Annotated in this window: 11 protein-coding genes; 6 read left to right on the forward strand and 5 right to left on the reverse strand. The window is 69.3% G+C overall.

Annotation, left to right across the window (positions count from 1 at the left end; translation table 11 throughout):
- Positions 1-149 precede the first annotated feature (149 nt).
- The 3 genes from JNK84_RS18000 to rpmB all read right to left on the reverse strand — a co-directional run bounded on the left by JNK84_RS18000 (position 150) and on the right by rpmB (position 2,354).
- The gene (locus JNK84_RS18000) at positions 150-659 is read right to left on the reverse strand and encodes a GNAT family N-acetyltransferase (RefSeq protein ID WP_293426224.1); all 510 of its coding nucleotides are present in this window, start codon (positions 657-659) and stop codon (positions 150-152) included.
- Positions 660-874: 215 nt separating this feature from the next.
- Positions 875-1,888 (reverse strand): Tim44 domain-containing protein, encoded by a 1,014-nt coding sequence (locus tag JNK84_RS18005; RefSeq protein ID WP_293426226.1) that lies wholly within the window; start codon positions 1,886-1,888, stop codon positions 875-877.
- 175 nt (positions 1,889-2,063) lie between these two features.
- The gene (gene rpmB / locus JNK84_RS18010) at positions 2,064-2,354 is read right to left on the reverse strand and encodes a 50S ribosomal protein L28 (protein ID WP_293426228.1); all 291 of its coding nucleotides are present in this window, start codon (positions 2,352-2,354) and stop codon (positions 2,064-2,066) included.
- Positions 2,355-2,506: 152 nt separating this feature from the next.
- Here rpmB and JNK84_RS18015 point away from each other — a divergent pair, with 152 nt between their 5' ends.
- Positions 2,507-3,595: a ring-opening amidohydrolase gene (locus tag JNK84_RS18015; protein ID WP_293426230.1), complete on the forward strand. Its 1,089-nt coding sequence runs from the start codon at positions 2,507-2,509 to the stop codon at positions 3,593-3,595.
- An 82-nt stretch (positions 3,596-3,677) separates the two neighbouring features.
- Here the strand turns inward: JNK84_RS18015 and JNK84_RS18020 are convergent, their stop codons facing one another.
- A complete protein-coding gene (locus JNK84_RS18020; protein ID WP_293426232.1) occupies positions 3,678-5,426 on the reverse strand; it encodes a thiamine pyrophosphate-binding protein in 1,749 nt (582 codons plus the stop codon).
- 33 nt (positions 5,427-5,459) lie between these two features.
- Entirely contained in the window at positions 5,460-6,275 is an 816-nt protein-coding gene (locus JNK84_RS18025) for a hypothetical protein (RefSeq protein ID WP_293426234.1), read from the reverse strand.
- 199 nt (positions 6,276-6,474) lie between these two features.
- Between JNK84_RS18025 and JNK84_RS18030 the strand changes: the two genes are divergently transcribed.
- The 5 genes from JNK84_RS18030 (at position 6,475) to JNK84_RS18050 (ending at position 15,445) form a co-directional block, all read left to right on the forward strand.
- Positions 6,475-6,885: a cupin domain-containing protein gene (locus JNK84_RS18030; RefSeq protein WP_293426236.1), complete on the forward strand. Its 411-nt coding sequence runs from the start codon at positions 6,475-6,477 to the stop codon at positions 6,883-6,885.
- Between the two features lie 100 nt (positions 6,886-6,985).
- Entirely contained in the window at positions 6,986-7,948 is a 963-nt protein-coding gene (locus JNK84_RS18035; protein ID WP_293426238.1) for a Bug family tripartite tricarboxylate transporter substrate binding protein, read from the forward strand.
- Between the two features lie 29 nt (positions 7,949-7,977).
- Positions 7,978-8,970: a thiamine pyrophosphate-dependent dehydrogenase E1 component subunit alpha gene (locus JNK84_RS18040; protein ID WP_293426240.1), complete on the forward strand. Its 993-nt coding sequence runs from the start codon at positions 7,978-7,980 to the stop codon at positions 8,968-8,970.
- Positions 8,967-9,944 (forward strand): alpha-ketoacid dehydrogenase subunit beta, encoded by a 978-nt coding sequence (locus JNK84_RS18045; protein WP_293426242.1) that lies wholly within the window; start codon positions 8,967-8,969, stop codon positions 9,942-9,944. Before JNK84_RS18040 ends, JNK84_RS18045 begins: the two co-directional genes overlap by 4 nt.
- A 113-nt stretch (positions 9,945-10,057) precedes the next feature.
- Positions 10,058-15,445 (forward strand): alpha-2-macroglobulin family protein, encoded by a 5,388-nt coding sequence (locus JNK84_RS18050; protein WP_293426244.1) that lies wholly within the window; start codon positions 10,058-10,060, stop codon positions 15,443-15,445.
- Positions 15,446-15,508 lie beyond the last annotated feature (63 nt).

Here is a 15,508-nt window from a genome sequence, read left to right on the forward strand (position 1 = left end):
GAGGGAAACTCCGGAAAGACGGAGCGCGGGCGCGGCGGGGGCTAGCGTCGGCGCGGAAACGGGTGAATGCCGCGCCTCGTTAGCCGGATCGCCCATGCCGGGGCAAGTGCGGCTTCAGGATAAGATGCAGTGCCGGCGCGGGCGTGCCGTCAGGCGGCCCAGCCAAAGGCGGTCTTGTCGAGCGCGCGCGTGCCGAAGGTTTCCGAGGATCGCGCGACTGGCCGACCGCCGAGGCCGCGATAGAAGCGGACGGCGCTCTCGTTGTCGCTCAGCGCCCAGATCACCAGGCTGTCGAGGCCGTGGCCGACAAGGTCCTTGCGGGCGGATTCGAACAGCTTCTGGCCGAGGCCGAGGCCGATGAACTTCGGCCGCAGATAGAGTTCGTAGATTTCGCCCTCGTAGGAGAGCGCCTTGGCGCGGTTGCGGCCGTAATTGGCGTAGCCGGCCACTTCATCGCCGAAGCCGAGCAGCGCGATGCGATTGCCCTTGCGGATCGCGGCCTCCCACCAGCCCGGCCCGCGTCGCGAGATCAGCTTCTCCAGCTCCGCGCCGGGGATGAGGCCGCGATAGGCCGCCCGCCAGGCTTCGTCGTGCACTTCGGCGACGACCGGTGCATCGGACAGGCGCGCGAGGCGGATCTCTGTGGTGACTGTCTTCATGGCTGATGCAATGGAACCACGAGCGTCCGTGCACCGCAACGGTTTCGTTAAGACTTCGTCAACACCTATGGACAAAAGGTTAATATCAACAGGCCCCGACCTTTCGGCGACCATGCCGGCCACGGAACGCCGCTCCAGCAAGAGCAATGGGGACCAAAGAAAACCCCGGCGCGTGGCCGGGGCTCTCTGGTTCAAACCGGATGGACGGGCAGGCGTCAGGTCTTCTGGATCGCGGAGAGCTGCCAGGCAGCGCCGTGCGGCCGGCGGAAGGTCCACAATTCGATGACCTCTTCGCCCTGCGGATTGCCTTCAACGACGCGGCCCGAGGCGCGGTCGATCATCACGTCGGTGATCGCGAAGCGCATGGCGACGGTGGCGTAGTCGGAATCCGGTTCGCGCCAGGCTTCCGACAGGTCGCCCTGCAGCAGCTTGACGTTCGACAGGCGATTGACGAGGCCGCGGCTGGCGGCATCCTTCAGGTCATCCGCGAAGTAGCCGACCATTTCCGGCGTCGCCATGGCGCGCAGGCCGTTCAGGTCCTCGCGCGAATAGGCCTCGCAGACATTGCCCAGCAGGCGCTCGAACTGGTCGTAGTCCTGCGGGGTGACGCCGATCGTGTCGGAGGGCGCGCGCGGAGCCGGAGCCACCGAGCCACCGGCCATGCCGGGGATCGGGCCGCCGCCCATGGGCATGCCGCCGGGCGTGGCATTGCCGCCGCTCATCGGGCCGACGGGAGCATTGCCCATGCGGGCCATGGCCGGCTGGCCGCCCGCATCCTGCTCGCGGCGGCCGCGAACGAGGCGGACGACGAGATAGATGATGCCGGCGATCAGGGCGAACTGGAACAGGAAGCCGAGCATGCCCATCATCGAGCCGAGGCCGGAGAGAAAGCCCTGGCCGGACAGCAGGCCGAACAGGCCGGCGCCGAGGAAGCCGGCGGCGAGGCCCATGCCGAGGCCGCCCCAGCGCGAGCCCTGGGCGGCGGGCGGGGTCATGCCGGGACGCGGCGCCATGCCGGGCTGGTTCATGCCCGGGGCCGGCGCAGGCGCCGTGGTGCGCTGCATCGGGGCGGCCGTGGTCGGCGCCGTCGAAGTGGCCGGCGGCGCGCTGTGCGTCCGCTCGCCGCGGCTGCCGGACGAGCCGCTGCGCCGGGCCTCGGCGACGGTGGCGCCGACCATCACCACGACGGTGGCCATGGCAAGAATGCGGAGCAGGGTCTTGGAGGTCATATGTTTCCCACCTGAGAGGCTTCGGCTTATGCCGAAATCAACGTGTGCCTATCGTATTTCGATATGGTGACGCTGTCTCTGCGGGACAATGACGCACAGTCACGCGCTGCGGCCAACAACGAAAACCGGCGTCGGTCACCCGACGCCGGCTGGCAAACCCGGAAGGCAAAGCCGATCAGGCGGCTTCGGCGCGCTTCTTGGCGATGGCCGTCTTGAGCTGGCGGGCCTTCACCGAGAGGACCTCGGCATTGGCCTTCAGCAGGAAGGCGTCGAGGCCGCCATTATGGTCGACCGAGCGCAGCGCCTGCGTCGAAACACGCAGCGACACCGTCTGGCCGAGAACCTCGGAAGCGAAGGAGATGTTCTGCAGATTCGGCAGGAAGCGATGCTTGGTCTTGATATTCGAGTGGCTGACCCGGTGGCCAACCTGAACACCCTTGCCGGTGAGTTCACAACGACGCGACATCGGTCGGATCCTAAAGCGGTGCGCGACGGCCAAGGCCAGCCGCTGGACAAAATGGTCCTTTTCGGAGACGCGACCGTCTAGTGACAGGAGGCCCTCATGTCAAGCAAAAGCGGCATGGAGCCTGCATAGCCGCCGCCGGAAGGACCGATACCATGCCCATTGCCCGCGTGCACCGCATTCCCGCATCCGCTCCCGACGACGTCTCGGGCATCGAGGCCGCGATCGCAGCCGGCAAGCTCGACCCGGCTGGCATCCTCGCCATTTTCGGCAAGACCGAGGGCAATGGCTGCGTCAACGACTTCACCCGCGGCTTCGCCACGCAGTCGCTGACGCTGGCGCTCAGCGCTCATGTCGGGCCGCAAAAGGCGAAAGAGGTCTGCTACGTCATGTCCGGCGGGACGGAAGGCGCGATGTCGCCGCACTGGACCGTATTCGAGCGCATCGAGGGTGAGGGTGCGGCGGGACCGGCGCTCGCCATCGGCCGGGTGCATACTGCGGGCCTTGCCCCCGAGGATCTCGGCCGGATGGGCCAGGTGGACCAGGTCGCGGCCGGCGTTGCCGAGGCGATGCGGCAGGCCGGCATCGCCCATGCCGGCGACGTTCACTTCGTCCAGGTCAAATGTCCGCTGCTGACCGCCCAGCGCATCGGCGAGGCTGAGCGCCGCGGTGCGGCGGTCGCGGTGCGCGACACGCTGAAGTCCATGGGCCTGTCGCGCGGGGCCTCGTCGCTCGGCGTCGCCGTGGCTCTCGGCGAGATCGAGCGGGACAAGCTGTCGGATGCCGTCATCTGCCGCGACATGGCGCTCTGTTCTGGACGGGCCAGCGCCTCGGCGGGTGTCGAACTCGTCAACCACGAGATCGTCGTGCTTGGCCGATCGGCCGCATGGTCGGGGCCCTTGACCATCGATCATGCCGTCATGGCCGACGCCATCGACATCGAGCCGGTGCGCGCGGCGCTCGGCCGGGTCGGGCTCGCCGCTGCCGGCCAGCTCGATCCGAACATGCGCGCGAAGCTCGTCGCCGTGCTGGCCAAGGCCGAGGCGAGCCCCGACGGCGAGGTGCGCGGCGCGCGCCACACCATGCTGGACGATTCCGACATTTCCTCCACGCGTCATGCCCGCGCCTTCGTGGCGGGGGCGCTCGCGGGGCTTGTCGGCCGGACGACGATCTACGTGTCCGGCGGCGCCGAGCATCAGGGTCCGCCCGGCGGCGGACCCGTGGCGGTCATCGTCGAGCGATAACGCGCCGTCAGCTTCCTGGCAGCAGCCTATCCGTCATGACCGGGCCAAGGCCCGTGCATGACGAACGGAGGCGGCTGCCGCGTCACACCGGCCTGTCGCCCTTGGCCACCTTCAGCGTGCGGTTGTCGATGCCCGGCAGCATGCGGCCGGGATCGCGCGTCACCACGATGTCGAGCACGGTCGGCGAAGACGTGTTGGCGAGGCCTTCGCCGAGCGCGCCCGCAAGCTTTTCCGGATCCTCGACGCGGATGCCGCGGCAGCCCATGGCATTGGCGATATCGGCGTAATTGAACTCGACGAGGTCCGAGGACTGGTAGCTGCCGGGTCCATAGACCGAGTGCTGGAGCGCCTTCACATAGCCGGAGGCGGCATTGTTGAAGATGCAGACCACGAAGTTTGCGCCGACGCGCTTGGCGGTTTCCAGGTCGCCCATCGACATGTTGAAGCCGCCGTCGCCGGTCATCGAGACGACGCGCCGTTTCGGGCCGACGCCGAGCTGCGCGCCGATGCCGCCGGGCACGCCGTAGCCGATGGAGGCGAAACCGCGATCCGCAACGAAATGCCGGCCGGCCTTCTTCGTGTCGAACAGCAGGCCGCCCCAGTGACCGGCGAAGCCACCGTCCGCCACCAGCACGGCATCCTCGGGCATGATCCGGTTCAGTTCGCCCATCAGGCGGCCAATATTGATCGGCGTTTCCTTCGATTCGAGCCGGTCGGCGGCGCCCTTCATCCACTCCGCCATCTTCACCGGGATTTCGGCGAGGTAGCCGGCGCGCTTCGCCACCCGGTCGACGCCGTCGTCGAGCGCCGAGGCCAGATCCTCGAGCGCCAGCCGCGCGTCGCCGCACAGCGAAACCTCGGTCTTCGTGGTGCGGCCGATTTCCTCGGGCAGCACGTCGACGTGGATGACGGTCTTGGAGGGGGGCAGCAGCGAGAAGCGCTTGGTGGCGATCTCGCCGAGCTTGCAGCCGACCACGAGAATGCAGTCGGAGGTGGCGATGAGGCTGTTGGCGATGCGGTCGTAGCGGCCGAACAGGCCGGCCGAAAGCGGATGCGAACAGGCGATGGCGCCCTTGCCGGACATGGTGTGGGCGACCGGAATGCCCTGCTTCTCGGCCAGTGCCTGCAAAGCCTCGTAGGCCTCGGATATGTGGATGCCGCCGCCGGCGAGAATCAGGGGTCGTTCCGCCTTGGCGAGTAGCGCGGCGGCGCGCGCGAGGTCGGCGCCGTCAGGCCGCGAGCGGCGCGCCTGCGCCTTCAGTGTCGCCGGGTCGATCCAGAAATCGCCGGCCTCGAAATCGAACTCGCCATGGGCGATGTCCTCGGGAACGTCGATGATCACCGGACCCGGCCGCCCCGAGGTCGCGACCGCGAAGGCGCGGCGCACCGCTTCCGGCACGCGGCGGATCACCTCGATGCGGATGATCTCCTTGACGATGGGACGCAGGATGTCGAGCTGACGCGTCTCCTGCGTCATGTTCTTGGTGGCGTGCTCGCGATTGGCGTCGCCGATGATGGCGACCAGCGGCATGCCGGCGTTGAAGGCCTCGACGAGGCCCGTGACGAGATTGGTCGCGCCGGGTCCGAGCGTCGCGTCGACGAGACCGGGCTTGTTGGTGACGCGCGCATAGGCGTCGGCCGCGAAGGTGCCGCAGCGCTCGTCGTTGATCAGGTAGTGCTTCACGTTGAGGACGCGGCAGGCCTCGTAGAAGGGCAGGAGCTGGAAGCCGCCCATGCCGAACATCGGTCCGGGATTGGCGAGTTTCAGCATTTCGGCAAGGGCCTGCCCGCCCGTCATGGTGCGCAGGGTATTGGATGCGGCGTCGCTCATGCGTTCACTCCCGGAGATGCTTTTTTGCTGGGTTCAGCCCGTGGCCTTTGATGCCACCATGGCCGCGACGAAATCGCGTGTCGACTGGCCGATGACCCCGCCGCGCTGCCCGGCCAGCGGGTTCAGCGCGGAGATGAAGCCGTCGGTCCAGACCGATAGTCCGTCGCCGATGCGCGCGGAAAAGGCTGACACTGCCCCGCCGGCAATGCCGCGTGCCTGAAGCGCCGGCAGGCGCGAGATGCCGGCATCGTCGAGGCCCCTATCGGCATCGACATAGACGGCGACCAGCACGTCGGCCTTGACGGCGGTTTCCGGCTTGCCGGCGAGCAGACCGCCATGGGAGGCGGTGACGACGACGTGTCCCGTATCATCCTTGCCGACGAGACCGTTGGAATCGAGCACGAAGACGCGGATGCCGTTGGCGCTGGCCTCGACGATTTCGTGGCGCGCCTCGTCCAGAGGGGAGGGCGTGGGCGCGGGCGGAAGATTCGCCCGCCCGAGAATCGCGAGCGCCTCGTCGCAGGCCATGCCGGGGGCGAGGCCCAGTGCGGCGGCCGTCCGGTTCACGAAGGACAGGACGCCGCGCGCCGGCATATCCTCGCCCCAGCCGATGCGGGCCGAATTGTGCGAGACGGTGGCTCCCGGCACGCCGAGCCCGTCGAGATAGGGAAGGCCGGAAATACCGGCCTGTTGGCGACCGACGCCGGCATCGTTGAGGACCAGTGCGGCAACGCCCTTCGAGGCCGCATACCAGGCGGCATAGACCGCGCCGTGCGACGCGCAGGCCGCGACATGACCGCGGGCATCGTCCTTCAGATGGGTCACGCTGTCGAGGATGAGCGGCGGCATGGCGGGCGTTCGGAGGGGCGGCGCGGGGCCGGCAGTCTGCCCATGCGGAAGGCGCGATGGCAACGCACCGTTTCGTGCCGTTCGGGCGGTGCCAGTCATGCCGCGCATCGCCTTGACATGGCGGGCCGGCCATCCACACTCGGGCGCAAGACGCCGACAAGGCGGAGCCGGCGCGACCGGCGCAGGGAGGAAGAACGGAATGACGGCAGAGGCCGCCGCTGGCGCATCCGCGCGCCGCTATCACGTCCGCGAGGCGGACGTCCCAGGCTACCATCCCGCCAACCATACGGGCACGCTCAACCGCCGCCTGATCAGCCACGACACGGTCGGAGCGGAATCGGTCGAGATGCTGATCGGCACGATCGAGAAGGGCTCTGGCGCGCTGCCGCACGCCCATCCCGGCATCGACCAGATCTGCTACCTGCTGGAAGGCGCGGCCACCGCCGAGGTCGATGGCCAGAGCTTCGCGATGAAGCCGGGCGATGCCTGCTTCTTTCCGGCCGGCATGGAGCATGTCTTCACGGTGACCAGCGATACGCCGGTGCGCGTGCTCGTCGTCTACACGCCGCCCTACGAAGAGAACCCGGAACGGGTCATCCGCCGCCGCTGACGGCATCGCGCCGTCGCCTGTTTGATCGCAACTCCTTCACGCGAACCGGCACCCGCTTCGCCTGAAGGATTGCTCTGGTCCCCCCGGGGAGTACGCCTTCATGATCGACCGCAGGACTTTCATCGCGAGCGCCGCCGCGCTCGCCGCCGGCACCGGCGCGGCGCGCGCCGCCTGGCCGGAACGCCCCGTCACCATGGTCGTGCCCTTCGCGGCCGGCAGCGGCACCGACACCGTGGCGCGAATCGTCGGCGAGCAGCTCGCGGCGAAGCTCGGGCAGGGCGTCGTGGTCGAGAACCGCGCGGGGGCCAACGGCTCGGTTGCGGCGACCTATGTCGCCCGCGCCAATCCCGACGGCTACACGCTGTTCATGACGACGAACACGTCGCATTCGGCCAATCCGAGCCTGATGAAGAACCTCACCTACGATCCGGTCGCCGATTTCTCTCCCGTGGCGCGGATGGGCAACCTGCCGTTCCTGCTGGTGACCGATCCGAAGCTGCCAGTGAACTCGGTCGCCGAACTGGTGGCCCACGCCAAGGCCAATCCCGGCAAGCTCACCTATGCCAGCGGCAATTCCACGGGCATCGTCGCGGGCGCGACCCTGGCCAAGCGCGCCGGCATCGACATCCTGCACGTGCCCTACCGGTCGACGCCGCCGGCGATCACCGACATTATCGGCTCGCGCATCTCCATGATGTTCGTCGATATCACGGCGGCGCTCAGCCAGATCAACGCCGGCGCGCTGAAGGCGCTCGCCGTCACCACCGCCGAGCGGTCGAAGCTGCTGCCGAACCTGCCGTCCATGCAGGAGGCCGGCGTGCCGGAATTCGACATCACCTCGTGGAACGGCGTGTTCGCGCCGGCCCGCACGCCGGCCGATGTCGTCGCCCGGCTCAACAAGGAATTCACCGCCATCGCCACCGACCCGGCGCTGGTGAAGCGCTTCGCCGAGATCGGCTTCGATGCCTTCCCGCAGACGCCCGACGAGCTCGGCGCCTTCGTCAAGGCACAGCTCGCCAACTGGTCGCGGATGATCCGCGAAGCCGGCATCGAGCCGCAATGATCCGCAAACCCTGACCGGAACGCGATCCCATGCAGTCCCAGCACAACGTCAAGCGACTGGTCGAGCTCTACTCGGCCATGTGCCGCATCCGCGCCTTCGAGACCGCCGCGCTCACCGCGCACAGGGAAGGCGTCATTCCCGGCCCGCTCCATGTCTCGATCGGGCAGGAGGGCGTCGCCACCGGCGTCTGCCTCAATCTCAGGCCCGACGACCGCATCACCTCCAACCATCGCGGCCACGGCCACGCGCTCGCCAAGGGCGCGGGCGTGCAGGGCATGATGCGGGAGCTGTTCGGCCGCGAGGGCGGCCATTGTCGCGGCAAGGGCGGCTCGATGCACATCGCCGACTTCTCGGTCGGCATGCTGGGCGCCAATGGCGTTGTCTCGGGCGGCATTCCCATCGCGGTGGGCGCCGCGCAGGGTCTCAAGATGACGAAATCGGACGCCATCGCCGTCTGCTTCTTCGGCGACGGCGCGATCAATCGCGGTCCCTTCCTCGAGGGGCTGAACTGGGCGGCGCTCTATCACCTGCCCGTTCTGTTCATCTGCGAGGATAACGGCGTCGCGGCCTTCACCCGCACCGACACCGTCACTGCCGGGCCCGGCGTCATCGCGCGTGCCGCCTCGCTGGGGGTGCCCGGCGAGACGGTCGACGGCAACGATGTCATGGCGGTGGACGAGGCGGCCGGACGACTGGTCGCCGAGGTGCGCGCCGGCAAGGGGCCGCGCCTTCTGCAGGCGAAGACCTATCGCATCACCGGCCACACCTCGACGGATGCGGCGGCATGGCGCGACTCGGCCGAGGTCGAGGCCGCAAAGACGCGTGACCCCATCGAGAAGCTGGCCGGGCTCCTCGCGGAGCGCGGTGTGGCCGCGACCGAGATCGACGGCATTCGCTCGGCGGCGGAAGCTGAAATGGCCGAAGCCGTCGCGGACGCGAAAGCCGCGCCGTGGCCAGACGAGGCCATCGCCTACGACGATGTGCAGGACGTGGGCGCGGTCGCGTTCGGGGGGCGGGCATGAGCAGCAACCAGGTATCGCTGGTCGAGGCCGTGCGCCTTGCCGCCCTTCAGGAAATGCGCCGCGACCCGACCGTCTGGGTCCTCGGCGAGGATGTCGCGCGCGGCGGGCTCTACGGCCAGTACAAGGATTTCCTGCCCGAGTTCGGCGCGGAGCGCGTGGTGTCCACGCCCATCTCCGAGTCCACCATCATGGGCGCGGGCCTCGGCGCGGCGCTGGTCGGCACGCGGCCGATCATCGAGATGCGCATCTTCGACTTCGTCATGTGCGCCATGGACGAGCTGGTCAACCAGATCGCCAAGATCCGCTACATGTTCGGCGGGCAGGCCAAGCCCTCCGTCGTCATCCGCATGCCGCACGGCATCTGGCGCAATTCGGCGGCCCAGCATTCGCAGACGCTGGAATCCTGGTTCGTCCATCTGCCGGGCGTGATCGTGGTGACGCCCTCGACGCCGGCCGATGCCGCGGGCCTTCTCGTCACCGCCATCCGCTCCGACGATCCCGTGCTGTTCTTCGACCCGAAGAATCTCTTCCCGATCACCGGCGAGGTCGCCTCCGTCATCGAGCCGATCCCGTTCGGCAAGGCGCGCCGCGTGCGCGAGGGGCGTGACCTGACACTGGTCTCATGGTCGGCGATCATGCCGGCGGTCGAGCAGGCGGCCGCGAAGCTGGCCGCCGAGGGCATCAGTGTCGATCTCCTCGACCTCAGGACGCTCTGGCCATGGGACCGGGACGCCGTCTGCGCCTCCGTCGAGAAGACCGGCCGGCTGCTGGTCGTCCACGAGGCCGTGGAGGCTGCCGGCTTTGGCGCGGAAGTGGTGGCAAGCGTGGTCGAGGACCTCGGCCCGGCGCGCATCAGGGCCGCCTGCCGCCTCGGCGCGCCGCGCATCCCCGTGCCCTTCGCGCCGCCCCTGGAAGACGCGGTGAAAGTAACCCCCGACAAGATCGTCGCGGCGGCACGCGCGACAATGCGGTGAGCGTTACCCTACGGGGAAATACGTATCTCTCCTGATTGCTCGCACGGGATGCGGGTGGTTCAGTCGCGACTCGCGGGCGATGGGGCGTCGGGCCGCGCTGGGGAATACTGACTATGCGCATCCGAGGTCTTGTTGCGGCCGCGGGGCCGCTCATCGTCGCAGCGGTTCTCGGTTTCGCCGGCCCCAAGGCCGCATTTGCCCCATCCGCCGCATTCGCCCAATCCTCCGAGCCCGAGATCATCGATCTCGCGCAGGTGCCTGCGCCGCGCCCGCCGGCGCGCCCCGGCCAGGAGCAGCGCAATCCCGCGCCGCAGCCCATGCTGCTGCCGCTGCGCGCCTACAACCGCGACGACCTCACGGAGCAAGCCCGCCGGTTCGAGGCCGCCATCGCCAACCGCCGCCCCGGCGACGACCGGCCGATTCCCGATGTCAGGCGCGACGCCGACGCGGCGGCGACGCGTGGCGATTTCCGCGCGGCCGCCCGCGCGTGGGAAGCGATCGCGCTGCGCTCCGGCCCGGATACGGCAGCCTGGGTGCGCTATTCGCAGGCTCTCGCCGGCATCCGCACCAACGAGTGGCGCGAGCGTCAGCAGTTGCAGGACGACATGATGGGCGCGGCCTTCATGGCCTACCGTCGTTCGCAGAATCGCAACGAGGAAGCCTTCGCTCTCGCGCAGGTGCGCCAGCTCCTGGTCGCTCGCCAGCAATGGCGCCCGGCGATCGACGTCGCCCGCGCGGTTGTCGAGACGCGCGACACGCCGGAGGCGCGCGACGCCTATAACCGCCTGCGCGACCAGCACGGTTTCCGCCTGCGCGAGACCAAGATCGATTCCGACAGCCTCAGGCCCCGCGCCTGCTTCGTCTTCTCGGAGGACCTGCGCAAGGGCCGCACCGACTTCGCTCCCTATATCCGCCAGACCGGCGTCAACAATCCGCCGATCACGGTCGATGACCGCCAGATCTGCGTCGACGGCCTCAAGCACGGCGAGCGCTACACGTTCCAGCTCCGCGAGGGACTGCCCTCGGTGCTGCCGAGCGAGAGCCTGACGCGCAATGTCGACGTCTCCGTCTATGTCCGCGACCGCACGCCTTCCGTCCGCTTCTCCGGCCGCGCCTATGTCCTGCCGCGCGCGGGACAGCGCGGCCTGCCGGTCGTCTCGGTCAATCTCGCCTCGATCGATGTCGAGATCATCCGCATGGGTGACCGTTCCATCGCCCAGACGATCCAGGAGGAGTTCCCGAAGCCGCTCGAAAGCTACGAGATGCAGCAGCTCATCAGCGAGCGCGGCATTTCGGCGTGGAAGGGCCAGCTCGCCGTCGAGAATCGCCTGAACGAGGACGTGACCACCGCCTTCCCGGTGGACGAGGCCGTGCGCAATCTCGAGCCCGGCGTCTATGTCATCACCGCCAAGCCGACCAATGCCCAGCGCCGCACGGACGACGACGATTCCGGCTCCAGCGGCCGCGTCGCCCAGTGGTTCATCGTCTCCGATCTCGGCGTGACAGCCCTGTCCGGTGTCGATGGTGTCCACGGCTACATCCATTCGCTGAACTCGGCCAAGCCCATGGCCGATGTCGAGGTGCGGCTCCTCGCCCGCAACAACGAGGTGCTGGGGACGAAGCGCACCGATGCCTCCGGCCATGTCCGTTTCGAGCCGGGCCTGACGCGCGGCGAGGGTTCGCTCGCGCCGGCCCTGCTGGTGGCCGCGACGGCGGCCGGCGACTATGCCTTCCTCAACCTGCGTCAGCCGGCCTTCGACCTTTCGGATCGCGGCGTCGCCGGTCGCGAACTGCCCGGTCCGCTCGACGCCTTCCTCGTTCCCGAGCGTGGCATCTACCGTCCCGGCGAGACGGTCTATCTCACGGCGCTGCTGCGCGACGCCAAGGGCGATGCCGTCACCGGTCTGCCGCTGACGCTCGTCGTCGAGCGTCCGGACGGCGTCGAATATCGCCGCATCGTCACGCAGGACCAGGGCGCCGGCGCGCGCGCCGTGCCGATCCCGATCGTCTCTTCCGCGCCGACCGGCACCTGGCGCATCCGCGCCGTCACCGATCCGAAGAGCCCGATGGCCGGCGAGGTCCGCTTCCTCGTCGAGGACTTCGTGCCCGATCGGATCGCCTTCGACCTGACGCCCGCTGCCCAGCGCCTGACGCGTTCGCAGCCCTTCGGCGCGACCGTCGATGCCCGCTACCTGTTCGGCATGCCCGGCGCCAATCTCGGCGTCGAGGGCGAGGTTGTCATGGAGACGACGCCGAGCCTGCCGGACTTCCCCGGCTTCCGCTTCGGTCTCGGCGACGAGGAAGCCAAGCGCGACCGCGAGCCGCTCGGCGACGGCATCACGACAGACGATGCCGGCAAGGCGACCATCTCCGCGCGGCTGCCGCGCATGGAGGACACGACCCGGCCGCTCTCCGCGCGCCTGCAGGTGCGTGTCGCCGAACCCGGCGGCCGCGCCGTCGAGCGCACCGCCACCGTTCCCGTGCTGCCCGGCACGCCGCTGATCGGCGTCAAGCCGCTGTTCGAGGACAACCGTGTCGGCGAGGGCGAGACTGCGAGCTTCGAGGCCATTTCGGTCGCCGCCGACGGGCGCACGCGTCGCGGCCAGACGTTGACGTGGCAAGTCCTGCGCCTTGAAACCCGCTGGATCTGGACGCGCGGAACGAACGGCTGGGGCAGCCAGGCGGTCGTCTCGACCCGCCGCATCGCCGACGGGCAGGTGCAGGCCACCGCCTCGGGCGAGGCGTCGCGCATCGCCGTGCCGGTGCCGTGGGGCAAGTATCGCCTTGAAGTCACGTCGGGTGGCGATGTCGCCGGGCCGACCACGACGGTCATATTCGAATCCGGCTATGGCGCCGGCGGCACGGCGGATACGCCTGACGTGCTGGAGATGAGCCTCGACAAGCCGTCCTACCGGACCGGCGACACCATGACCGTGTCGATCAATTCGCGCTTCGCGGGTTCGGCCACCGTCGCCGTCATGGGCGACCGGCTGCTCGCCGAGCGCACCGTCGACGTGCCGCAGGGCCGGTCCACCATCGAGGTGCCGGTCGGCCAGAACTGGGGCGCGGGGGCCTATGCCACCGTCTTCGTGCGCCGGCCGCTGGACGCTGCCGCCTCCCGCATGCCGGGCCGGGCTATCGGCCTCGCATGGTTCGGCGTCGATACCGACCAGCGCCGCCTGCGCGTGACGCTCAACGCGCCCGACAAGATGCAGCCGCGCACGGCCTTGCGCGTGCCGATCCGCATCGAGGGCGTTGCGCCCGGCGAGCAGGCCTATGTCACGGTCGCCGCCGTCGATCTCGGCATCCTCACCATCACCAACTACCAGCCGCCGAAGCCGGACGAGTATTATCTCGGCCAGCGCCGCCTATCGGCCGAGGTCCGCGATCTCTACGGCCTCCTGATCGACGGCATGTCGGCGGTGCGCGGCTCGATCCGCTCCGGCGGCGACGGGGCGGCCAACCGTCCTGCCACAGCGCCGCCCGCGCAGGAGCCGGTGTCGCTGTTCTCGGGCATCCTGACCGTCGGTCCGGACGGCACGGCGGAGGCGTCGTTCGACATCCCCGACTTCAACGGCACCGTACGCCTGATGGCCATGGCCTGGACGACGACCAAGCATGGCTCGGCGTCGAAGGACGTGATCGCCCGCGATCCGGTCGTTGTGACTGCGACCCTGCCGCGCGCGCTCGGCCATGCCGACACCGCGACCGCCCGGCTCGACCTCGTCAATGCCGAGGCGCCGGCCGGCGCCTATCGCGTCACCGTCACGCCGGAAGGCCCGCTGCGGCTCGCCCAGACGAGCCAGACGGTGCAGCTTGGCGGCACTGGCGGGCGCGGCTCGGTGTCGCTGCCGCTGACCGCCGCCGGGCTCGGCGTCGGGCGTCTGGCCGTGCAGCTCACCGGCCCGAACGGGCTCGACGTCACCTCGCGCTATTCGCTCGGCGTGCGCCCGGCCTATCCGGACATCAGCCGTCGCACGGTGATGAGCATGGATCCCGGCCAAAACGTCACGGTCTCCTCCGACCTGCTGACCGATTTCGTGCCGGGTTCCGCCCGTGTCGCGGTCTCGGTCGGCCCGTCCACGGCCATCGACGTGCCCGGCCTGATCCTCGCGCTCGACCGCTATCCGTTCGGCTGTTCCGAGCAGATCACCTCGCGCGCCCTGCCGCTGCTCTATCTCGACGTGCTGGCGGCGGCGGAGGGCGGGCTCGGCCTCGAAAAGCCGGTGGCCGACCGCATCCGCGATTCCATCGACCGCATCCTGTCGCGCCAGTCGGGCACGGGTTCCTTCGGCCTGTGGTCGGCGGGCTCGAGCGAGGATCCCTGGCTCGACACCTATGTCACGGACTTCCTGGCACGCGCCAGGGACAAGGGCTACGGCGTCCCGACGCAGGCGTTCAACGCGGCCATCGAGCGGCTGCGCACCCTGGTCGTCTCGACCAACGGCGTCGGCGACAACAAGGGCATGGACGTCGCCTATGCCCATTACGTGCTCGCCCGCGTCGGCCGCGGCTCGTTGTCCGAGCTGCGCTGGCTCGCCGATACCCAGCTGAACGAGATTGCGACGCCGGTGGCGCGCGGCCAGCTTGGCACTGCCCTCGCCCTGATGGGCGACCATGCCCGCGCCGAGCGGGTTCTGGCCTCGGCGGTGACGCTGCTCACCGCGCGTGGCCAGACCGATATGGGCCGGTTCGACTATGGCTCGCGCCTGCGCGATGCAGCGGCGATCATGGCGCTCGGCGTCGAGGCGCGCGTCAGCCGTCGCATCGTTGTCGACGCCCAGCGCGTGGTCGAGGACCTGCGCGCGCGCACCCGCTACCTCTCCACGCAGGAGAAGGTCTGGCTGGTGCTTGCCGCGCAGGCCCTGATCGAGGATGCCAAGCGCATCCGCCTTGATGTTGGCGGCGCGGCCCATGAGGGCGCGCTCGCGCGCACGCTGCGCTCGGACGAGCTCGGCAACGGTCTGTCCCTGCGCAATACCGGCCCCGAGCCGGTGCGCGCGGTGGTGACCGTCACGGGAACGCCGGCGACGCCTGAGCCTGCGGCTGCAAACGGCTTCACGCTGCAACGGCGCTACATGTCGCTCGACGGACGCCCGGTCGACATCACCCGCGTGGCGCAGGGCACGCGCCTCGTCGTGGTGCTGCAGGTGACCGAGGCGAGCCCGCAGCTCGGTCAGGTCATGCTGGTCGATCGGTTGCCGGCCGGCTTCGAGATCGACAATCCGAGCCTGATCGCCTCGGCCGAGACCTCGGCTCTGCGCTGGCTCGGGCCGGAGCAGGTGCAGCCCGACTACAAGGCGTTCCGCGACGACCGGTTCGAGGCGGCCTATAGCCGCTCCTCCGGCGCGAAGAACAACTGGCAGGTCGCCTACATGATCCGTGCGGTGACGCCGGGGCGCTTCGTCGTGCCGCCCGCCACCATCGAGGACATGTACCGGCCGGAGCGCTCGGCGCGCACCGCGGTCGGACAGGCCGAGGTGACGGCGAGCGGGCGCTAACGAGCATTTTCAAGCGAAGTGGACACCGGTTCGCGTGAAGAAAATGCGAGAGAACGGGAAAGA

The organism is Phreatobacter sp. (assembly GCF_016793595.1).
Lineage (GTDB): Bacteria > Pseudomonadota > Alphaproteobacteria > Rhizobiales > Phreatobacteraceae > Phreatobacter.